Origin of the sequence: Delftia sp. DS1230 (assembly GCF_040112715.1) — a bacterium.
Classification (GTDB): Bacteria; Pseudomonadota; Gammaproteobacteria; order Burkholderiales; family Burkholderiaceae_C; genus Comamonas; species Comamonas tsuruhatensis.
The window spans coordinates 2,111,751-2,133,138 of record NZ_CP157763.1 but is presented as its reverse complement, the minus strand read 5'-3'; the positions used below and the strand labels follow the sequence as shown (position 1 = coordinate 2,133,138).

The window sequence follows — 21,388 nt, the reverse complement described above, 5'->3', positions numbered from 1 at the left end:
TTCTCACGCAGATGCGAAGGCGGCAAGGGCATCGCCTTCATCGGTAACGGTGGCCTCGATCTCCTCGATCAGCCGGGTCTCCACCAGCACGGCCAGCTCGCCGACGGTGGGGGCCTTGAAGAAGGCCGCAGGGTGCAGCTCGACACCAAAGCGCTTTTTCACGCGGCCCAGGATCTGCAGGGCCAGCAGCGAGTCGCCGCCCAGCTCGAACAGGTTGTCGTCCACGCCCACCGGGGCAATGCCCAGCATGTCGGTCCACAGCGCGGCCAGGGCCTGCTGCAGTTCGCCTTCGGCCGCAACGTAGGCGGTCTGCAGCGCCGGGCGCGGATGGCCGCCACGGGCCTGCGATCCGTTGGCAGGTTCGGCGACGGCTTCGGTGGCAGGTTCTGCCAGCGCATCCACCAGCCCGGCATCGATCTCGCCCAGGCGCTGCTGCAGGTCGGTGGTGGAGATGACCACCTGGTGCGGCACATCGCCGTTGACGATGCGTTCGAACACCGCTGCCGCTTCTGCGCCGCTCCAGCCTATGCCCTCGGGAATGCGCATGCCGGCGGCCATGCCCAGGTCACGCCAGGCGTCCCAGTCCACGGAGATGACGGGCCAGGCGCGCTGGCGGCTGGCCAGTGCCGCCAATGCATCCATGCAGGCATTGGCGGCGGCGTAGTCGCTCTTGCCCAGGCCTGCGGTGAGGCTGGAGATGGACGAGCACAGCAGCACGAAGTCCGGCGCCTGCACGTCCTGCGTGCCCTGCGTGCCCTGCGTGCCCAGCAGGTCCAGCAGCAGCCGGGTGCCGCGCAGCTTGGGGGCGAACGTGCGCTCCACGCTGTCCCGCGTGCGGGTGGCCAGCATGCCGCTGTCGGCATGGCCTGCGGCATGGACCACGCCATGCAGGGCGCCAAAGCGCTGGTGCGCCTGCGCCAGCGCCGCCTGCACCTGCGCGGCGTCGGCCACATCGGCGGCCAGGGTCAGCACCTGGGCGCCCTCGGCCTCCAGGGCCAGCAGCTGCAGCAGTTGCTGGCGCAGGGTGCTCGGCTGCCCGTCATCGGCGGCCAGCGCCTCCCATTGGCTGCGCGCAGGCAGCGCCGTGCGGCCCAGCAGCACCAGGCGGGCCTGCCAGTGCGCGGCCAGATGCCGGGCCAGCGCCAGGCCCACGCCGCCCAGGCCGCCCGTGATCAGGTACACGCCCTGCCTGCGCAGGCGCGGCGCCGCGGCGTCCTGCCATTGCAGGGGCTCGTAGGTCTTGCGCCAGCGGTGGATACCGCGCAGGGCGATGGCCGTGTCGGCCGCGCGCAGCCCATGCGGCGCGCGGGCTTCGTCCAGCAGCTGGCGCGCCAGCCGGGCCTGCATTGCGGGCGAGCCCGCCTGCACCACATCGACGAAACGGCAGTCGATGGACGGGCATTCCTGCCCTATCGCCTTGCACAGCGGAAAGACGGCGGCCATCTCGGGGTTCAGCGCTTCCGCTCCGGTCACATCCTCCGAACCGCCTGCGGCCACCAGCAGCAGCCGCCGTGTGCGCGGGCCTCCAGCGCCGTGCGCACGGGCCTCCAGCGCCTGCGCCAGGGCCAGCACGCTGTGAAAGCCGCGCTCCAGCGGCGCAGGGGCGGCCGCATCCATGGCCCACAGGTGGTAGATGGCGTCCACGGGGCCGAACTGCGCCTGCACCGCATCGAGCAAGTCCTCGCAATCGCGGCGCTCGCCGGGGCGCACGGCATGCCGGCCCGGGGCCAGGCAGGCGGGGGCGGCGCCCGTTTCCACGCAGACCACATCGGTGCCCTGCGCGCGCAATGCGTGCACCAGGGCCTCGGCCGTGGCACTGCCGTCGCCAAATACCAGGGCCACCTGGGCTGCGCCGGTGGTGCCTGCCTCCCACTGCAAGGGACTGCGCTGCCAGGCGGCTGCGTAGAACGGACCCGCGGTCGCCGAGGGACCTGCCGTGCCTGCCGCATTCGGTGCATCGCCACCCTGCCCCGCCGCCTGCACCCAGAAGGAGCGGCGCTGGAAGGCATAGGTCGGCAGCGGCACGCGCCGGCCTGGCCGCCCGCCCCGACAGGCAGTCCAGTCGATGTCCACGCCCGCGCACCACAGTCCGGCTACGGCCTGCGCCAGCAGTTGCGCGCTGCGTGCGGTCTGCTGGGGATGGGCCTGGCTGGGCCAGATGCCGGCCGCCGTGGCGGCGCGCGCATGCTGGCGAGCCAGGGCGGCAAGGGCCTGGCCGGGGCCCACCTCCAGCAGCACGCGGCCCGGCTCTCGCACAAGCTCGTCCAGCCCGTCCGCAAAGCGCACGGTATGGCGCAGGTGGCGGGCCCAGTAGGCGGGGTTCATGGCCTGCTCGGCCGTGATGGGCTTGCCGGTCACGCTGGAGATGAAGGCCAGGCGCGGCGCATGCCGGGGCACGCTGGCCACCACCTGCTCCAGCTGCGCCAGCAGGGGCTCGGTCATGGCCGAGTGCGAGGCCACGGCAATGTGCAGCCGGCGCGCGGTGATGTCGCGCGCGCGCAGCGCCTCTTCGGCCGCCTCGATGGCGGCCAGCGGGCCGGACAGCACGCACAGGCGTTCGCCGTTGACGGCACCCAGGTCGCAGCCCGCATCCAGCAGCGATTGCAGCTCGGCCTCGGCCAGGGGCACCGAGGTCATGGCGCCCTGAGGCAGCGACTGCAGCAGGCGGCCGCGCGCCGCGACGATGCGCAGGGCATGCGGCAGCTCGAACACGCCGGCCAGGCAGGCCGCCACATACTCGCCCAGGCTGTGGCCCAGCATGGACACGGGCTGCACGCCGCGTGCCATCCACATCCGGGCCAGCGCATAGCCGATCACGAAGAGGGCCGGCTGGGCCTTGTCCATGGCGGACAGCGCCGCGTCGGCCTCCACCTCTTCACCCGGGGCGGGGAACAGCCACTGGCGCAGGTCCCAGCCTGTTTCGGCCTGCAGCAGCTCGCAGCAGCGGTCCACCTCCTGCCGGAATACACCGCCGTCGCGGTACAGGTCCAGGCCCATGTTGGCGTGCTGCACGCCCCCGCCCGGGAAAAGAAAGACCACGCCGGGCGGCTGTGGCGGCACCTCGGTGGCCTGGCCTGCCGGCGCAGCAGCAGCAGCAGCAGAGAGGTGCAGGCCCTCCACCGCCATGCCCATACCGTCTGCCACCACGGCACGGCGATGGCCGAAGGCGCGGCGGCCCTGCTGCAGGGTGTGGGCCACATCGTCCAGCGACAGGCCGCTGCCGGCCTGCTGCAGATGGGCGGCCAGGCGGCGCGCCGCTTCATCCAGCGCACGGGGGCTGCGAGCGGACAGCGGCAGCACCTGCCAGCCCCGGGCTGCATCCGCCTGTGTAAGGGAAGGGGCGGCAGAGGTGGCAGGGGCGGCAGCAGCCTCCTGCAGCACCACATGGACATTGGTGCCGCCAATGCCGAAGGCGCTCACGCCCGCGCGGCGCGGCGTGGCCGCCTGGGGCCAAGGCCTGGCCACGGTGTTGACATGGAAGGGACTGCGCTCGAAGTCGATCTGCGGGTGCGGCCGCTCGAAATGCAGGCTGGGCGGCAAGGTGGCATGCCTGAGCGAGAGCACCGTCTTGATCAGGCCCGTGACACCGGCGGCCGCATCGAGATGGCCGATATTGGTCTTCACCGAGCCGATGGCGCAGTAGCCCCTGCGCTGCGTGCTGGCGCGAAAGGCCTGGGTCAGCGCTGCGATCTCGATGGGGTCGCCCAGCGCCGTGCCCGTGCCATGGGCTTCCACATAGCCGATGGTGTCGGCCGGCACGCCCGCCAGGGCCTGCGCCGCGCGCACCACGGCCGCCTGGCCGTTGACGCCGGGCGCCGTGAAGCCCACCTTGTCTGCGCCATCGTTGTTGGCGGCGCTGGCCAGGATGACGGCGTGGATGGTGTCGCCGTCGCGCAGCGCATCGTCCAGGCGCTTGAGCACCACAATGCCCGCGCCGCTGCCCTGCAGCGTGCCTGCGGCCTGGGCATCGAAGGCGCGGCAATGCCCGTCCGGCGAGAAGATGGCGCCGGTTTGGTAGCGGTAGCCGCCGTTTTGCAGCAGGTTGAGCGAGACGCCCCCGGCCAGCGCCATGGCGCATTCATGGCCCAGCAGCGCCTGGCAGGCGGTGTGCACGGCCATCAGCGAGGTCGAGCAGGCCGTCTGCACGGTGACGGCCGGGCCGCGCAGGTCCAGCTTGTAGGCCACGCGCGTGGCCAGGGCATCGGCCATGTTGCCGCTCATCAGGCCCAGCAGGTCGGCGACCTGGGCGCCAGGGCCCGGCGCATGGCGGGGCAGCAGATGGCGCATCAGGTAGACGCTGGCGCCCGTGCCCGCATACACGCCGATGGCGCCGGGGTAGCGCCGGCCCTCGTAGCCCGCATGCTCCAGCGCCTGCCACGCGCATTCCAGGAAAAGGCGGTGCTGCGGGTCCAGCTGCTCGGCATCGCGCGGGGTGTAGCCGAAGAAGTCGGCATCGAACAGGTCCATGCCGGCCAGCGGCACGCCGGCCTTCACGTAGCCGGCATCGTCCAGCAGGGCCTGGGGCACGCCCAGGGCGCGCAGCTCATCGTCGCTGTAGCGCTTCACGGACTCGACGCCGTCACGGATGTTGGCCCAGAAGCGGTCGATGTCGTCGGCGCCCGGAAAGCGCCCGGCCACGCCGATGACGGCGATCTCCAGGCCGGTGGTTTCGGAGGAAGAAGACATCAGAGGGTCCTTTCGATGTGGCGCTTGCGCTGCAGCAGCGCCTCGCGGCGGCGCTGCGCCGCGTCCATGCCGTCCCGGGCGGCGGCCGCCTGCGCGGCGCCGTCGCCCTCGCCCTCGCCATCTGCGCCCTGCTCGATGCGCCGCGCCAGGGCCGACACCGTGGGGTGCTTGAAGAGATCGACCAGGGACAGCTCCCGGCCCAGCCGCGACTCCAGCAGGCCATGCACGCGGATGAGCTGCAGCGAATGCCCGCCCAGGTCGAAGAAGTTGTCGCCGGCGCCTATGCGCTCCACGCCCAGCACCTGGGCCCAGAGGGCGGCAATGGTCTCGGCCACGCCGCCTTCGGGCGGCTCGTAGGCCTGGTGCTCCAGGGCCGGCAGGGTGGGCGCCTCGGGCAGCGCCTTGCGGTCCACCTTGCCATTGGCGTTCAGCGGCAAGGCATCCAGCACGGTGATGGACGAGGGCAGCATGTAGTCGGGCAGGGCTGCGGCCAGCGCGCTGCGCAGCGCGGCGATGTCCAGGGTCTGCCCCTGCTGCACCGAGACAAAGGCGGCCAGCCGCGCGCCATCGGCCGCCTGGCGGGCGACCACCACGGCCTCGCGCACGGCGGGGTGGGCCAGCAGTTGCGCCTCCACCTCGGCCAGCTCGATGCGAAAGCCGCGGATCTTCACCTGGTGGTCCACGCGGCCCAGGTAGTCGATCTGGCCGTCGCTGCGCCAGCGCACCAGGTCGCCCGTGCGGTACAGGCGCTCGCCCGTGCGGCTGGCGGGGTCGGCGACAAAGCGCTCGGCGCTCAGGCCCGGGCGCCGCCAGTAGCCGCGCGCCAGGCCCACACCGCCCAGATACAGCTCGCCGGCCACGCCGCGCGGCACCTCGTTGAGCGCGGCATCCAGCACATGGGTACGCAGCCCGGCCACGGGGCGGCCTATGGGCACGGACAACGCGCCCTCGTCCCGGCAGTCCCACCAGGTGACCTCGATGGCCGCCTCTGTGGGACCGTAGAGATTGAGCAGGCGGGTGCCGGGGAAGGCCTGCAGCACGGCCGCCTGCAATTCGGCGGACAGGGCCTCGCCGCTGCAGATGATGCGCTGCAGCCCCTGGCAGGTGGCGGCCGCCGGGTGCGCCATGAAGGCCTGCAGCATGGACGGCACGAAGTGGATGGTGTTGACCTGGTGGCGCGCTATCAGCTCGGCCAGGCGCCGGGGATCGCGGTGGTCGCCGGGGGCGGCCAGCGCCAGGCGTGCGCCGGTGGTCAGCGGCCAGAAGAATTCCCAGAAGGAGATGTCGAAGCCGAAGGGCGTTTTCTGCAGCACCGTGTCGCCCGGGCCCAGCGGCTGGTGCATCTGCCCCCACGCCAGGCGGTTGCACAGCGAACGGTGGCGGTTGGCCGCGCCCTTGGGCCGGCCCGTGGAGCCCGAGGTGTAGATGACATAGACCAGGCTGTCGCCATGCAAGGCAATGGCCGGGTTGTGGGACGGCAGGTCCTGCAGCCGGGACGCCAGGCCCGGCACATCGACCAGTCGGGCCCTGCAGCTGGCCGGCAGGCGGTCCCGCACCTGCGGCTGCACCAGCACCAGGGACACGCCGCTGTCCTCCAGCATGTAGGCGATGCGGTCGGCCGGGTGCTCGGGGTCGATGGGCACATAGGCCGCGCCGGCCTTCATGATGGCCAGCAGCCCCACGACCATCTCGATGGAGCGCTCCATGGCAATGCCCACCGGCACGCCGGGTCGCACGCCCGATGCGATCAGGTGATGCGCCAGGCGGTTGGCGCGCGCATTGAGCTCGGCGTAGCCCAGCGTGGCCTCGCCCAGGCACAGGGCCGGGGCACCGGGGCTGCGCGCCACCTGCTGCTCGAAGCGGCGGTGCACGATGTCGCCGCCGTGCAGGACCTGGTCATTGCAGCTCCAGGCCGCCAGTTGCTGGCGTTCGTCGGGACCCAGCAGCGGCACCTCGTCCACGGCACATTGGGGCTGGCGCGCCAGTGCGTCCAGCATGGCCGCATAGTGGGCGGCCAGGCGCTGCATGCTGCCCGGCTCGAACAGCTCGCGGGCATAGACCAGGCTGATGCCCAGGCTGCCATCGGAGCGCTCGCGCACTTCCACGGTCAGCTCGAACTGTGCATCTGCGGCCGCCAGCGGCTGGCCGGCCACCGTCCAGCCCGGCACCTGCTGCAGCGCGTGCCAGTCCTCCACCAGATGATTGAACAGCACCTGGAACAAGGGGCTGTGCGCCAGGCTGCGCTGCGGCTGCAGCGCCTCCACCAGTTGCTCGAACGGCAGCGCGTGGTGGGCCTGCGCGCCCTGCGCCGCCTCGCGGGCCTGCTGCAGCACGTCGGCCAGGCGCATGCGCCCGTCGATGCGGTTGCGCAGCACCAGGGTGTTGACGAAAAAGCCGACCACGCCCTGCAGGTCGGCATGCGCACGGTTGGCCACGGGCACGCCGACGCGGATGTCCTCCTGGCCCGTGTAGCGGTACAGCAGCGCCTGCCATCCTGCCAGCAGCAGCGTGAAGAGCGTGTCCCCCTGCTGGCGGGCCTGCGCGCGCAGTGCCTGCAAGGTCGCGCCGGGCAGCTCGAAGCTGTGCCGCCCCGCACGATAGCGTGCCAGCGCCTGGCGCGGATGGTCGGTAGGCAGGGCCAGCACAGGCTGGGCCTCGCCTGGAGGCACCTGCAACCGTTCCAGCCAGTAGGCCAGCGAGGCCTGCTGGCCTTGCTGAGCCTGTTGAGCCTGCTCCCGCTGCCAGACGGCGTAGTCCACGTACTGCAGCGCCGGGCCGCTGTCCGGGGCGCCGGCATACAGCGCCGCCAGATCGTCCAGCAGGATCTGCATGGAGGCGCCGTCGGAGACGATGTGGTGTATCACCAGCGCCAGGATGTGCTCATGGGCCTGCAGCCGCACCAGGGCAGCCCTGGCCAGCGGCCCCTGCTGCAGATCAAAGGGCTGGGCGCACAGCGCCTGCAGCCATTGGGCGGCGTGCTCCTGGCGCTGCGCGGAGTCGCCCTGCGCGGCATCCAGCCACTGCAGCTCCAGCCTGCCCTGGGGGTCCAGGCGCTGCTCGACCTCCCCATCGGGCCGGGCGTTGAATACCGTGCGCAGCGAACCATGCCGTTCGGCCAGGCCCTGCACGGCTGCACGCAGGGCGCCTGCATCCAGCGGCCCGGTGATGCGCAGGGCGCCCTGCACGTGGTAGGCCGTGCTGCGCGTATCCATCTTCCAGAGAAACCATTGGCGCTGCTGGGCCGGCGTCAGCGGCAGGGGCATGGCGCGGCGGGCCTCGGCCAGCGGGGCAATGCGCTGCAGCGCCATGCCCGGCTGGCGCTGTTGGCACAGCCGGTCGATGTCCTGCGCCTGGTCGCGCAGCCGCGGGTGCTCGAAGACCCGCCCGGCCGGATACTCCAGGGACCATTGCCGGCAGATGCGCGCGGCCAGCCGCACAGCGGCCAGGGAGTTGCCGCCTTGCGCGAAGAAGTTGGCCTCGCCGGCCGGCCCGGGCTGCGCATCGCCACCGAGCACCTCGCGCCACAGGCCGGCCAGCGTGCCTGTGGTGGGATCTGCCGCGCCCGCCTCCTGTGGTGCCTGGCTGCCGCCGCCCGCGAAGCGGCCCGACTCGAACACGGCCCAGGCATCCAGCGTGCGCGCGGACCAGCCCTGGCGGCAGGCTGCGCGCTGCAGCTTGCCGCTGGAGGTGCGGGGCAAGGCGCCGGGGTTGAGCAGCACGATCACCCGGGGTGCCTCACCGCACTGCGCGCCCACGGCGGTGCTCAGGGCATCGACCAGGGCCTGGGCCGGCACCAGCTTTTGCATGCCGAACGAGACTTCGGCAGCAATGCCTATGCCTTCCCGGCCATCGATGTCCACCGCAAACGCGGCCACGCGTCCCTTGCGCACGGCTTCGACCTCGGCCTCGACCACGCGCTCGATGTCCTGCGGGTAGAGGTTGTGCCCGCGCACGATGATCAGGTCCTTGATGCGGCCCGCCACATGGACCTGCCCGCCGTGCACGAAGCCCAGGTCGCCCGTGCGCAGCCAGCGCCGGCCTGCATGCTCGACAAAGGCCTGCTGCGTTTGCTGCGGCTTGCCCCAGTAGCCCTGGCTGATGCTGGGGCCGTGCGCCCAGATCTCGCCCACGCGGCCGGGCTCCAGCACCTGCAGGCTGTGCGGATCGACGATGGCCACCGCATGGCCGGGAACGGCGGGGCCGCAGCCCACCAGCGCGGTGGTCTGCGAGGCGCCGGGGCTTTCCACGGCCCGGCCCTGGCCCAGGGCCTCGGTATCGAAGGACGTGATCGTGGCGCCCGCGCCGCAACTGCCGCCGGTGATGAACAGGGTGGCCTCGGCCAGGCCGTAGCAGGCATAGGCCGCGTCGGGCCGCAGGCCGCAGGCGGCAAAGCGCTGCGCGAAGGCCGTGACGGTGTCGGCACGCACGGGCTCGGCGCCGGTGTAGGCCAGCCGCCAGCTCGACAGGTCCAGCTGCGCCAGCTGCGACGGCTTGATGCGCTCCAGGCACATGCGGTAGGCGAAGTCGGGGCCGCCGCTGATGGTGGCGCGGTGGCGCGAGATCAGTTCCAGCCAGCGCACGGGGCTTTCCAGGAAGAGGCGCGGCGAGGTCAGCACCAGCGGCAGCCCGCTGTACAGCGGCTGCAGCAGGCCGCCGATCAGGCCCATGTCGTGGTACAGCGGTGCCCAGGACATGAAGCGGTCGCCCGCGCCGATGTCCATGCGCTGCTGGATGGCGGCCTCGTTGGCGATGAGGTTGCCGTGGCTGACCATCACGCCCTTGGGCGCCGAGGTGGAGCCCGAGGTGTATTGCAGGAAGGCGATGTCGTCGGCAGCCGGCGCATGGGGCCGCCAGGCCTCGGCATCGGCCAGGTCCACCTGGTCGGCGGCCACGGCGGCAATGCTGCCAAAGCGCGCATCGGCGCCGGGCAGGGCCTGCATCACTTCGGCCGTGCTGATCACGCAGGCCGCGTCCGCGTCGCCCACGATGCCCAGCAGCCGCTCCAGGTGCTGCACGCGCAGCGATTCCAGCGGCGGCACCGGCACGGCGATCACGCCCGCGTAGAAGCAGGCCAGCATGCTGGCGGCGTAGTGCTCGTCGTTGTCCATCATCACCAGGGCGCGCTCGCCCACGGGGCACAGCTGCTGCAGCCGGGCGGCCAGCGCGCGCACGCGGCGGTCGAACTCGCCATAGCTGTGGCTGCGCTCGACCACGCGGCCGTCCTGCACGGCGGCCACGGTGAGCCAGATGTCGTCGGACCGCTGCTGCGCCAGCCCACTCAGATGCTCGACCAGGCTGGCCGGCGCCCGGCCTGCTGCCGCGATTGCACTTTGTCCACTCAGCATGTCAGCTGCCTCCCGGGTTCTCAGAAACGGTCCAGATTGCTGCGCGGCTCGGCCATGGCGACGATGACCTTGCGCGGCCCCTTGAAGGGCGAGCGGGCATGGGCCACGAGCATGTTGTCCAGCATCAGCACGTCGCCCTGCTCCCAGGGGAAGCTGACGGTCTCGGCGTCCAGCGCGGCGCGCACCTCGGCGAAGATGTCGTCGCCGATGGTGGAGCCGTCGGCGAAGAAGGTGTTGCGCGGCAGGTTCTCGATGCCGTAGACCTCCTCCAGCACCTCGCGCTCCTCGGGCTCGCGCGCCGAGATGTGGAACAGGTGGGCCTGGTTGAACCAGACCATCTCGCCCGTGACGGGGTGGCTTTCCATGGCCTGGCACAGCTGGCGCGTGCGCAGGCCGTCGTCCTCCTTCCACTCCCAGTCCATGCGCGCATGGCGGCAGAAGGCCTCGACCTCGGCGCGGCTTTCGGTGTTGAAGACCTTCTGCCAGGGCACGTCCATCTCGCCGAAGTTGCGCACGTAGAGGATGCCGGGCTCGAACAGCTCGCGGATGCGCGCCGGAATGCGGCGGTAGACCGCACGGCTGTCGGCAATCGGCGTCTCGCCGCCCTCGGGCGATGCGGTGACGCAGTGGAACCAGATCTTCATGGGCCACTCGCGCGTGTAGGCCTGCTCGTTGTGCAGCGGAATGCTCTGGTGGGCCGGGTATTCGGTGGAGGTGTAGACGCCCGCGCCGCTGGAGGCCTCGACCGCGCTGCGCGGCGTGGAGGCGAATTCGTACTTGAGCAGCGGATGGCCGAAGGCCGAGGCGAAGCGCTGGAAGGTCTCCACATCGGGCACGCCAAAGCCGCGCAGCAGCACGCCGCCCGTGGTCAGCAGGGCTTCGTCGATGTCGCGGCGCAGCGGCGGCAGCGCGGCCAGCAGGTCCTGGCCCGGCTGGGCGGGCGTGATGAGCTGGGGAAGCAGCGAGCCCGCGGGGGCCTTGCGCTCGAAGCGCTGGAGGGTTTCGTTCATGTCGATTCCTTGGTGCGCCACGCAAGAGCTGCCGCGTAGCCCGGCGGCGCTGGAAGCGCCATCGCTTGAAAACCATTCCAGTCGGGGACCGCGCAGGCAATGGCCAGCCGTCCGTCCCCTCCCGGGCTGATGCCAATGGAGCGCAGGTGCTCGGCCACGCCAATGCCGATGGCCTTGAGCACGGCTTCCTTGCCCACCCAGCGCTGGTAGAAGGCCGCCAGCCGATCAGGCGCACGGCGCACGCTGGCGCGTTCCTGGTCGGTGCAGACGGCGTCGAGCATGACCTCGGCATCGAGGTCGGGCTTGTGCTGCTCGATGTCCACGCCCAGGTGCAGCACGCCACCGGGGTCGGCCAGCGCGATCAGCGCATGGCCGCCCGAATGCGAGACGTTGAACACAGGCGCCCTGTGCGGCTCGTCATCCACGAAAGGCTTGCCGTGCGTGCCGATGGCCAGGGGCACATCGGCCGGGCAGCAGCCCAGCCTGCGCCCCAGCAGCCGCCGCGTGGCAGCGCGCGTCTGTGCGAAGCGCAGCCGGTCGGCGGCCCGCACGAAGCGCGCGGCGCGACCGCGCTCCTCGGGGGTCAGGTGCGGCAGGCTGTCGCTCAGCTCGGCCGACAGGTCCAGGTCCAGCCTGAAGACCTCGATGCCCTGGCTCATGGCCTCACGCACGGACACGAGCTGCATGGATTTCCCCCTGGAGTGACTGGGACCCGGCCAGGCGCTGCGCCAGCACGGCCAGCACATCGCCTTCGCGCTGCCTGATGAAGAAATGCCCGCCCTCGAACCAGTCCAGCGTGAAGGCCCCGGCGGCCTCCTGCGACCAGGCATGGACGCGGGGCGCCTCGATGTCGTCCTGCCGCCCCGCAAAGACGTGCACCGGCAGCGGCAGGCCCGCAGCGGGCACATGGCCGAAGCTCTCGCAGACGCGGTAGTCGGACCCCAGCACATCCAGCGTGATGCGCATGAGCTCGGGGCTGCCAAACACCTCTTCGGGCGTGCCGCCCTGCCTGCGCAGATCGGCAATCAGCGCCGCATCGTCGCCCTTGCCCGCAAAGCGCTCGGGAGCACGGCAGGCCGGTGCCGGGCTGCCCGAGGCAACCAGGGCCAGCGGCAGCTCCCTGCCCTGCTCGCGCAACTGCCGCGCCATGCCGAAGGCCAGCAGCGCGCCCATGCTGTGGCCCAGCAGCGCAAAGCGGCCGCGCATGGCCTGGCGCTGCTCGGCGCACAGCAGCGATACCAGTTGCCCGAAGTCCTCGACCGCAGGCTCGCCCAGCCGGCTGCCCCGCCCCGGCAGCTCCACCGGCGCAATGCGGATCCAGTGGGGCAGCAGCCTGCGCCAGCGCAGGTACATGGTGGCGCTGGCGCCTGCGCACGGCAGGCACAGCAGGGTCAGCGGCGCGTGCATGCGCGTCAGCCCGCTGCGGTTTCGGTATCGGTATCGGCCTTGTGCAGCGCGGCGCCGGAGCCCGCCTGCTCCTGCTGCTGCATCCACACGCGCAGCGACTTGGGCCGCATGTCGGTCCAGGTGGCGTCCACGTAGTCGAGCACGGTTTTCTTGTCGCCCTTCACGCCCTCCACGGCGGTCCAACCGCCGGGTACGGCCTTCCAGTGCGGCCAGATGGAATACTGTTCCTCGTGGTTGACCAGAACGATGAAGGTTTCGTCTTCGCGGTCGAAGCAGCTTGTAGACATGCAGGCGTCCTTGTGCAGTTGAACATCGGCGAAGCCAGTACCGGATCGCGGCGATCCGGTACTGCGCCTCTGTTGAACATGACGTTCCGAACCCGAAACTGTTCACGCCGCGTGCGCGCCGGTTCCGGGTCGTGCGCCGGGCTGCACCGTTCAATGGCGGTCCAGCAGCGAGCGGTGGACATGGATGGCCTTGCAGGCATCGGCAATCCTGGCGTTCACCAGGCCCAGCGCGCACTCCATGTGCTCGGCGATCTGGCGCTGCGTGAGTCCCTTGATGCGGTACAGCTCGAAGGTCTCGCGGGTCTTGGGCGGCACCTCGTCCAGGGCCTGGTCGATCAGGCGTATGGCCTGGGACTCGAACAGGCTGCGCTCGGGCGAGCGGCCGTCCGGTATCTCCAGCGTCTCCACATCCACGCCGTGGGTGCGGTAGGTGTTCTCGCGCTCCTGGCGGCGCAGGTAGTCCAGCGCCATGTTGCAGACGGCGCGCGTCCAGTAGGCGGCGGGCTTGGCGATTTCGGCATCGCTGCGCATCTCGGCAACGCGCAGATAGGTGTCCTGCACGGCCTCGTCGGCCAGTTCGGGATTTCTGAGAATTCTTCGCGCGACCCTCACCAACTGTCCACGCGAAGCAATGAAGACCTCTTCCAGCGAAGAATGTGTGTGATTCAAGGACACGATGCAGTTCCTCTCGCAAGCTAGGCAAGAACGTCAAGGGGAAATGTCGACCGCAGGTCGATGGACGGCCGGCGTGCCGCCCGTGCAATAGGGCGGAGCGGGCCTCGGCACAGGCGGCAAGCGGCGGCACAACCGCTGACCGCAGGGCATCAGTGCGCGCCGATGCGCATCGGCGTGACTTGGGAGGCAGGCCTAGATCGGGCCTAGATCGGCCTCATGACGGCCTCAGGGCGGCGGCCGCCCTCGCCGGATCCATGCGTCCTGCAACAGGATCGGCAAGGGCTGTGCAGCCTTGCAGACGTGCTGAAACTTGAACCGGGACCATGGCATGCAGTGGCGCTCCTTTGACGTTTTCCAACATTGAAATGAGAAGCATTACCAGTTCCGGCGACAGGACCGGGCCTGGAATGGCTGCTCACACCTGCCTGGAAGACGTCCCGCCAGTGCAAACGGAGACACGGCTATCGGCTGTGGAAAATCGGCAGGCATCGCCTATGGCGCATCGCATCACCATGGCTTTCCCTCGCCGTGGATGATGGGCCTGGATCATGACGGACTGGTGATGCCCGATACATCGGGATGGAAGCAGGAACTGCCTGCAGCGCAGGCCCCTGCCATCGCACTGGGCAGGCCCCATCGAGACGCGGCCCGCAGCGAAACTGCAGACGAAAAAAAGCCACCTTGCGGTGGCTTCTTGTCTGCGCAAACGCGGTGGTTTGCACAAGGAATCTGGCGGAGTGGACGGGACTCGAACCCGCGACCCCCGGCGTGACAGGCCGGTATTCTAACCAACTGAACTACCACTCCTGGCAGGCAACTTTTGCGCTCTTGCGAGCCAAGTGCTGCAAACTTGGCGACCCTACGGGGATTCGAACCCCGGTACTCACCGTGAAAGGGTGATGTCCTAGGCCTCTAGACGATAGGGTCAATCCTAGAACTTGCGTAAATACTCAAGTCTCAATTTTTGGTGGAGGTAAACGGGATCGAACCGATGACCTCTTGCATGCCATGCAAGCGCTCTCCCAGCTGAGCTATACCCCCTTGCTGCAACGTTGCACTGCTTCGTTGCTGCGATTCAAAAATTGTAGCACAGCGTTTTTGGGGCAATTCCGGAATGCATGACTTTTTTATGTCGCCCTGCATTCCGGCGCCCTGCTGCAGCCCGGGTCAGGCCAGGCTTTGCCCGTCGCGTATGCGGTGGATCTCGGCGATGTCCACCACCCAGACCAGGCCGTCGCCGACCTGGCCCGAGTGACAGGCCGAGGTGATGGCCGCGCGGATGGGCTCGACCATGGATGCCTCGGCCAGCACGCAGACCATGATCTTGTCGGAGAAGTCGGTCAACTCCTCCTTCACGCTGCGCTTGTCGATGGCGGCCGGGGCCGTGAAGCCCTCGGCACGGAACAGCGTCACGCCGGGGAAGTTGGGAATGGCGCGCAGCGCGTCGCGCAGGCGCTCCAGGCGGCTGGGGCGCACGATGGCCCGGATTTCCTTCATGGTCATTGCAGTGTCTCCTTCATCAGGCTTCCAGCGGTTTTTCGTCAAACCAGCGGTACAGGGTCGGCAACACCACCAGCGTGAGCAGGGTGGACGAGATCAGGCCACCGATCACCACGATGGCCAGCGGGCGCTGCACCTCCGAGCCGGGGCCGGTGGCGAACAGGAAGGGCACCAGGCCCAGCAGCGCGACGGTGGCCGTCATCATCACGGGGCGGAAGCGCTGCACGCAGCCTTCGCGCACGGCCTCGGCCACGTTCATGCCATCTTCGCGCAGCTTGCGGATGCAGGAGACCAGCACCACGCCGTTGAGCACCGCAATGCCCCACAGCGCGATGAAGCCCACCGATGCCGGCACGCTCACGTATTCTCCCGTGACGAACAGGCCTATCAGTCCCCCGATGGAGGCGAAGGGCAGCACCAGGATGATCAGCCCGGCCAGCTTGACCGAGTTGAACAGCAGGAACAGCAGGAAGAAGATGGCCACGATGGTCAGCGGCACGATGATCTGCAGCGTGCCCATGGCGCGCTCCATGTTCTCGAACTGGCCACCGTACTTGAAGTAGTAGCCATCGGGCAACTGCACTTCACTGTCGATGCGCTGCTGCACTTCGGTCACGAAGCCGCCCAGGTCGCGCCCTTCCACGTTGGCTCCCACCACCACGCGGCGCTTGCCGCCTTCGCGGCTGATCTGCGCGGGGCCGTCCACCAGCTCGATGCGGGCCACGCTGCTCAGCGGCACCTGGGCGCCCGTGGCCGTGGTCAGCAAGGTGGCGCCGATGGCGGCGGGCGAGCCGCGGAACGGCTCGGGGAAGCGAACCACCACGTTGTAGCGGCGCTCGCCCTCGTAGACCGTGGTCACTTCCTTGCCGCCGATGGCCGACTCGATCACGCCCTGCACGTCGGTGACGTTCAGGCCGTGGCGGGCGATCGCCTTGCGGTCGATATCCACGGTCAGAGCCTGCTGGCCTGACAGGCGCTCGACGCGGATGTCCGTGCTGCCCGGCACGCTCTTGAGGATGCGTGCGACCTGCTCGGACACGTCGCGCAGCTCGCTCAGCTCGTCGCCGAAGACCTTGATGGCCAGTTGCGAGCGCACGCCCGTGACCATTTCGTCCACGCGCTCGGAGATCGGCTGGGACAGCACGATCTGCACGCCCGGGATCGAGGACAGGCGCTGGCGGATGTCTTCGTCGATCTCGTCCTGGGTGCGGTCGGACTCGGGGTCCAGCAGCACGATGGGGTCGGACTCGTTGGGGCCTGCGGGATCGGCCGGCGATTCGCCGCGTCCGAGCTTGGAGACCACGCTGAGCACGCCGGGCACTTCGGCCACGGACTTCATCGCCGCCATTTCCATGCGGATGGACTCGTCCAGCGAGATGCTGGGCACGCGGTTGATCTGCGGCGTCAGCGCCCCCTCCTTCATGGTGGGCATGAAGGACTTGCCCAGCAGCGGGAACAGTCCCAGCGAGCCCAGCAGCAGCGCCACGGCCACGGCCAGCGTGGCGCGGTTGCGCGCGGTGGCCAGGTCCAGCAGGCGCAGGTAGTGGCGCTTGAGGAAGGCGATCAGGCGCGTGTCATGGTCCGCGCCGCCCTTGAGGAAGTACGAGCACAGCACGGGCGACAGGAACAGCGACACGGCCAGCGAGACGGCCAGCGAGATCGCGATGGTCAGCGCCAGCGGGCCGAACATCTTGCCTTCGATGCCTTGCAGCGTCATCAGCGGCAGGAACACCAGGATGATGATGGCGATGCCGAAGATGGTGGGCGTGGCCACCTCGGTGGTGGCCGAGAGCACGGTGCGCACGCGGGCGCCCATGCTGTCGCCGGCCTGGCCGAGCTTGTGGAACACGTTCTCCACCACCACCACGGTGGCATCGACCATGAGGCCGATGGCGATCGCCAACCCTCCCAGCGACATGAGGTTGGCCGAGATGCCCCAGCGGTTCATCATGATGAAGGTGGTCAGCGGCGTGATGATCAGCGTGGCCACCACGATCAGGCTGGAGCGCACGTCACCCAGGAAGATGAAGAGCACCACGACCACCAGCAGGATGCCCTCGATCAGCACCTTGCCCACGGTCCACAGCGCCGAGTCGACCAGGTCGGTACGGTCGTAGTAGGGAACGATCTGCAGGCCGCCGGGCAGCATGCCCTTGGAGTTGATCTCCTGCACGCGCTCCTTCACGCGGGTGACCACTTCCTTGGCATTGCCGCCGCGCATCATCAGCACGATGCCGGAGACGCCTTCGGTATAGCCGCCCTTGATGATGGCGCCCTGGCGCACTTCCTGGCCCAGCTGGACCTCGGCCACATCGCGCACGAAGACCGGCACGCCGCCTTCCTGCTTGAGAACGATGTTGCCGATGTCATCCAGCGACTGGACCAGGCCCACGGCGCGGATCAGGTACTGCTCGGTGACCTGGGGCAGGATGCCGCCGCTGGCATTGGCGTTGTTGTCGGCGATGGCCTGGACCACATGGCGCACGGACAGGCCGTAGTGGCGCAGCCGGCCGGGATCGACCTCCACCTGGTACTGCTTGACGTAGCCGCCCTGCGAGTTGATTTCGGCCACGCCGGGAATGGAGCGCAGCAGCGGGCGCGCCACCCAGTCCTGGATGGTGCGGCGCTCGGTCAGCTCCTCGGGCGTGAGGGCCCGCTTGCCGTCGTCGGGATGGTCCAGCGTGTACTGGTAGACCTCGCCCAGGCCCGTGGACACCGGCCCCAGCACGGGGATGATGCCTGCGGGCATGCGCGGCGTGACCTCCATCAGCCGCTCGGTGACGAGCTGGCGAGCAAAGTACACGTCGGTGGCATCGGTGAAGACCAGGGTGATGATGGACAGGCCGCTCTTGTTGAGCGAGCGCATCTCCACCAGGCCCGGCATGCCGGTCATGGCGATTTCCAGCGGCACGGTCACGAAGCGCTCGATTTCCTCGGGCGAACGGCCTGGCGCCTCGGTGGCCACCTGGACCTGGACGTTGGTCACGTCAGGAAAGGCATCCACCGACAGATTCATGGCGGCGCGCAGGCCGAAGCCGCACAGCACCAGCGAGAGCACGATCACGATGAGCCGCTGGCTCAGTGCGGCCCGGATCATGGAAGCGATCATGGGCTTACTCCAGCTCTGCGCGCTTGCGCTCGTTGTTCAGGTGGAAGGCACCCGTGGTGACGATGACCGTGCCATCGGCCACGCCCTTGTTCACGGGGCGCATGCCGCCGCTGGCGGTGCCCAGCTCGACGGGCGTGAGGCGGTAGTGGTTCTCGCCCTTCTTGACGAAGACATGGTCGCGGTCGTTCTCGCGCACCACGGCCTCGGCCGGCACGGCCAGCAGCTGGCGCACCTCGCCCTGGATGCGCATGGTGGCCAGCATCTGGGGCTTGAGGTCGCGCTCGGGGTTGTCCACCTGGGTGCGGATGGTGACGGTGCGGGTCTCGGGCGTGACGGTGTCGCCCACATGCACGATCTGGCCCGACAGCACCCGCTCGCCCAGGGCGGGCACGGCGATCTCCACGGCCTGGCCGGCACGCACGCCGCTGGCCATCTGCTCGGGGATCGCGCCCACCACCCAGACGCTGCTCAGGTCGGCCACGGTGAACAGCGGATCGCCGGGCTGGGTCACCTGGCCGGAGCTGACCTTGCGCTCGATCACCACGCCGGCCCCTGTGGACAGCACGGCCGCATGCGACTGCAGCGTGCCCTTGTCGCGCAGCTGGGCGATGGCGCTGTCGGGAATGCCGATCAGGCGCAACTGGTCGCCGGCAGCGCGCTGCTCGGCGCGCGCAATCGACAGCTCGGACTCGCGGCGCTGCAGCTCGGCCGAGCCGATGACGTCGGCGGCTATCAGCTGGCGCGCGCGCTCCACGCCGCGCTCGGCCAGCGTGGCGGCGGAGTGTGCACGCAGATAGGCCAGTTGGGCGGTGGTCAGCTCGGGGCTGGCCACGCGGGCCAGCACCTGGCCCGCGCGCACGCGGTCGCCCACTTCGACCAGCACCTCGGTCACGCGCCCCGTGGCGGCCGCGCCAATGCGGGTGACCTGGCGCTCATTGGCCTCGATGCGGCCGGACACCTCCTGCAGCAGCGCGATCTGCGCCTGCGCCACGGGCTTGACGGCGAAGTTGGGTGCCATCTCGGCGGTCACTCGGACCTCCATCGGGTCCTGCTCCTGGGCAGCGGCTGCCGCTGGCGCCGCCTTGGCCTCGGCCTCTTCGTTCTTGCCGCAGGCGCTCAGCGCCAGCGTTGCGGCCAGCAGGCCGGCCAGGGCCAGGGAGTTCACCAAGGTGCTGCTGCCTGCGCGGGCGGCGATGGGTTTCGGATGCATATTCAAGGACATGTTCGTTTCTGATTTCGGGTGTGAGGCAGGGACGGCGCGCTTCACAGCGCGGACGGATCGTCGTAGCGGCCCGCGAGGTATTCGAGCTGTATGCGCGCCGCCTGCAGCTGGTAGCGCGCATCGAGCAGGTCTGCACGGATGGAGCGCAGCACGCGCTGCGCATCGAGCACATCGAGAATGCCGCGCTCGCCGAAGCGGTAGGCGGCCTCGGCCACGCGCAGGGCCGACTCGGCCTCGCGCACCGAACCCTGGCTCAGTGCCTGGGTGCGCAGTCGTGCCATCTCCAGCTCCTTCCAGGCCTGCAGCGTCTGCTGGCGCAGCTCGATCTGCCGGCCCTCCAGCTGCAGACGCGCGCGCTCCAGCTCGGAGGCCGCCTCGTCGATGGGGCCGCGGTGCTGGTCGAGCAAGGGGATCTGGATGCTCACGCCCACCGTGTTCAGGCGCACGTCGGGCTCGCGCGTCTGGCCGTAGCGCAGCTCCACGCCCGGCCAGCGCGAGGCCTTGGCACCGTCGAGCCGCGCCTGGGCACGCTCGACCTCCGCCTTGAGCTGGCGCAGTTCGGGATGCTCCATGGGATCGATCTCGCCCATGTCCTCGATGCGCAGCGGATCCTCCAGCGACACATCCAGGCGGAAGCGCACGGGCAGCTGGCCTGCGGCCAGGCGGCCCAGCGCCAGCTGCGCCTGCTCGGCACGCAGCCGCGCGGTCTGTTCCTGCTGGCGCGCCTGGATGATTTCGGCATCGGCCTTGATGATTTCGTAGCGGGCCGCCTCGCCGCTGTCCACGCGGACGCGGACGCGCTCATGGGCCTGCTCCAGAAGGCGCACCGCCTCCTTGGCGGCCTCGACCTCCGCCTCGCGCAGCACCATCTCGTAGGCGCGTAGCCGCACCTGGGCCACCAGCGCATTGCGCGTGGTCGCCACGAAGTGCACCGAGCCCTGCTCGCCTGCCCTCGCGGCCTCCACGCGCGCACCTCGCACGGCGGGGTTCTCGATGGGCAAGGCCACGGCCCAGCCCTGCACCGTGCCGGCTGCCGCGCCCGGAACGCGGGCGCTGTTGCGGCCCTGGTTCCATTCGAGCTTGGGATTGGGCAGCGCCGAGGCGCTGACCACGCCTGCGCGCGCCGTGGTCCGGGACTGCTCGACAGCGCGCAGATCGGGGTTGTGGTCCAGCACGGCGCGAACGACCTCGTTCAGGCTCAGCTGGGGCAGGCGCTGTGCGGCGGCCGAAGCCACCGAAGGCGCCTCTGCGGCCGAACCGGCCTTCGGCACGATCGGCGTACGGGACGCCGCGGCCTCGGCGGCCTCGGCGGCGGCCGGAGCCGCCTGCGTCAGGGGCGCCTGGGACGCCTGGGGCTTGCCAGGGGGGTGGGCCTGCGCCGAAGCGCCAGCACCCCAGCCCACCAGCAGGCTGCAGATCGCGCCTTGCAGGACCTTGCGCGAACAGGATGGAAAACGGGCGGGGGCCATTCCCGCCAATACCGTTGGATTCACCATGGCATGCATCTGCCGCAAAGCGACAGTCGAGGGGTTGAGTAAGAGATGGGCCCTTCCCTGCGGACCACGCGGGAACGGGCATGGCCGCGCCGTGCGCAGTCAGCGCGCGGACGACGGCATGGCGTGCACGCCAGCAAGGCGCGCACGAGCAGTGATCAGGCAGTGGGATGCGTCAGCCGACAAGGGGCGCAAGGGGCACAAGGCATGCCTGCGCCGCAATATGCGGTCAGCCGAGCAGGGAAGGTCTTGGAGGGCGCAGCAGCTGGCCCGGGGCGGGCGACAGGTGCGCCTGGGAATAGGTCGAAGGCGGGGCCCACAGCGACACCACCTGCACGGCGATGGGCTCGGGCGGCCAGTACATCTCGGCGGAACGGTCCTCGCCGCAGGCCAGCAGGGCCAGCAGTTGGCGCTTGTTGCCGCTGTGTGCCGTCAGCTCGGCAAACTCGGTCTCGTCGTCTTCCTCCACTTCCGCGAGTTCCTCGAGGAATTCCTCATCGATGGTCACGACGGGATGGTGCGCCAGCAGGCCATCGCCTTCCAACCCATCGGAAGATGCCGAAGCTGCCACCTGCCCGCAGAAGATGGACAGCAGCATCAGCAACGAAAAGACAAACGATGGCGCAAGGCGCATGGAGCGGGGCAGACGAGTCG

At 69.8% G+C, this 21,388-nt stretch carries 12 protein-coding genes and 3 tRNA genes; all 15 read right to left on the bottom strand.

Translation table 11 applies throughout. The features are described 5' to 3' along the window. Nucleotides 1-3: 3 nt before the first annotated feature. Complete coding sequence (locus AAN986_RS09550) at nucleotides 4-4,686, bottom strand: SDR family NAD(P)-dependent oxidoreductase (RefSeq protein WP_349335614.1); 4,683 nt, start codon at nucleotides 4,684-4,686, stop codon at nucleotides 4-6. Next, the gene (locus tag AAN986_RS09545; RefSeq protein WP_047219760.1) at nucleotides 4,686-10,031 is read right to left on the bottom strand and encodes a non-ribosomal peptide synthetase; all 5,346 of its coding nucleotides are present in this window, start codon (nucleotides 10,029-10,031) and stop codon (nucleotides 4,686-4,688) included. The genes AAN986_RS09550 and AAN986_RS09545 overlap by 1 nt, the downstream gene beginning before the upstream one ends. 20 nt (nucleotides 10,032-10,051) lie before the next feature. Continuing rightward, complete coding sequence (locus tag AAN986_RS09540; RefSeq protein WP_016450666.1) at nucleotides 10,052-11,041, bottom strand: TauD/TfdA family dioxygenase; 990 nt, start codon at nucleotides 11,039-11,041, stop codon at nucleotides 10,052-10,054. Further along, nucleotides 11,038-11,727: a 4'-phosphopantetheinyl transferase superfamily protein gene (locus tag AAN986_RS09535; protein WP_016450665.1), complete on the bottom strand. Its 690-nt coding sequence runs from the start codon at nucleotides 11,725-11,727 to the stop codon at nucleotides 11,038-11,040. Before AAN986_RS09535 ends, AAN986_RS09540 begins: the two co-directional genes overlap by 4 nt. Further along, nucleotides 11,705-12,448, bottom strand: coding sequence for an alpha/beta fold hydrolase (locus tag AAN986_RS09530; RefSeq protein ID WP_047219762.1), 744 nt, complete (start codon nucleotides 12,446-12,448; stop codon nucleotides 11,705-11,707). Before AAN986_RS09530 ends, AAN986_RS09535 begins: the two co-directional genes overlap by 23 nt. 5 nt (nucleotides 12,449-12,453) lie before the next feature. Further along, nucleotides 12,454-12,735 (bottom strand): MbtH family NRPS accessory protein, encoded by a 282-nt coding sequence (locus AAN986_RS09525; protein ID WP_043790278.1) that lies wholly within the window; start codon nucleotides 12,733-12,735, stop codon nucleotides 12,454-12,456. Between the two features lie 150 nt (nucleotides 12,736-12,885). Then, on the bottom strand, nucleotides 12,886-13,410 hold the full coding sequence (locus AAN986_RS09520) for a sigma-70 family RNA polymerase sigma factor (protein ID WP_047219763.1): 525 nt from the start codon (nucleotides 13,408-13,410) through the stop codon (nucleotides 12,886-12,888). Nucleotides 13,411-14,140: 730 nt separating this feature from the next. Then, nucleotides 14,141-14,217, bottom strand: a tRNA-Asp gene (locus AAN986_RS09515). A gap of 44 nt (nucleotides 14,218-14,261) precedes the next feature. Continuing rightward, a tRNA-Glu gene (locus AAN986_RS09510) sits at nucleotides 14,262-14,337 on the bottom strand. A 38-nt stretch (nucleotides 14,338-14,375) separates the two neighbouring features. Then, nucleotides 14,376-14,451 (bottom strand) — tRNA-Ala (locus tag AAN986_RS09505). 126 nt (nucleotides 14,452-14,577) lie between these two features. Then, the gene (locus AAN986_RS09500) at nucleotides 14,578-14,913 is read right to left on the bottom strand and encodes a P-II family nitrogen regulator (RefSeq protein ID WP_016450797.1); all 336 of its coding nucleotides are present in this window, start codon (nucleotides 14,911-14,913) and stop codon (nucleotides 14,578-14,580) included. Nucleotides 14,914-14,929: 16 nt separating this feature from the next. After that, complete coding sequence (locus tag AAN986_RS09495; RefSeq protein WP_016450796.1) at nucleotides 14,930-18,019, bottom strand: CusA/CzcA family heavy metal efflux RND transporter; 3,090 nt, start codon at nucleotides 18,017-18,019, stop codon at nucleotides 14,930-14,932. Nucleotides 18,020-18,023: 4 nt separating this feature from the next. Next, entirely contained in the window at nucleotides 18,024-19,241 is a 1,218-nt protein-coding gene (locus AAN986_RS09490) for an efflux RND transporter periplasmic adaptor subunit (RefSeq protein ID WP_047219905.1), read from the bottom strand. A 41-nt stretch (nucleotides 19,242-19,282) separates the two neighbouring features. Further along, complete coding sequence (locus AAN986_RS09485) at nucleotides 19,283-20,737, bottom strand: TolC family protein (RefSeq protein ID WP_016451428.1); 1,455 nt, start codon at nucleotides 20,735-20,737, stop codon at nucleotides 19,283-19,285. A 226-nt stretch (nucleotides 20,738-20,963) separates the two neighbouring features. After that, nucleotides 20,964-21,332 (bottom strand): hypothetical protein, encoded by a 369-nt coding sequence (locus tag AAN986_RS09480; protein ID WP_017407525.1) that lies wholly within the window; start codon nucleotides 21,330-21,332, stop codon nucleotides 20,964-20,966. Nucleotides 21,333-21,388: the final 56 nt, after the last annotated feature.

Bases quoted from the DNA above. Each gene is read 5' to 3' on its own strand.
- AAN986_RS09495 (WP_016450796.1), bottom strand. From the start codon at position 18,019: ATGATCGCTTCCATGATCCGGGCCGCACTGAGCCAGCGGCTCATCGTG.
- AAN986_RS09480 (WP_017407525.1), bottom strand. From the start codon at position 21,332: ATGCTGCTGTCCATCTTCTGCGGGCAGGTGGCAGCTTCGGCATCTTCC.
- AAN986_RS09530 (WP_047219762.1), bottom strand. From the start codon at position 12,448: ATGCACGCGCCGCTGACCCTGCTGTGCCTGCCGTGCGCAGGCGCCAGC.
- AAN986_RS09485 (WP_016451428.1), bottom strand. From the start codon at position 20,737: ATGGTGAATCCAACGGTATTGGCGGGAATGGCCCCCGCCCGTTTTCCA.
- AAN986_RS09500 (WP_016450797.1), bottom strand. From the start codon at position 14,913: ATGACCATGAAGGAAATCCGGGCCATCGTGCGCCCCAGCCGCCTGGAG.
- AAN986_RS09545 (WP_047219760.1), bottom strand. From the start codon at position 10,031: ATGCTGAGTGGACAAAGTGCAATCGCGGCAGCAGGCCGGGCGCCGGCC.
- AAN986_RS09550 (WP_349335614.1), bottom strand. From the start codon at position 4,686: ATGTCTTCTTCCTCCGAAACCACCGGCCTGGAGATCGCCGTCATCGGC.
- AAN986_RS09540 (WP_016450666.1), bottom strand. From the start codon at position 11,041: ATGAACGAAACCCTCCAGCGCTTCGAGCGCAAGGCCCCCGCGGGCTCG.
- AAN986_RS09535 (WP_016450665.1), bottom strand. From the start codon at position 11,727: ATGCAGCTCGTGTCCGTGCGTGAGGCCATGAGCCAGGGCATCGAGGTC.
- AAN986_RS09490 (WP_047219905.1), bottom strand. From the start codon at position 19,241: ATGTCCTTGAATATGCATCCGAAACCCATCGCCGCCCGCGCAGGCAGC.
- AAN986_RS09525 (WP_043790278.1), bottom strand. From the start codon at position 12,735: ATGTCTACAAGCTGCTTCGACCGCGAAGACGAAACCTTCATCGTTCTG.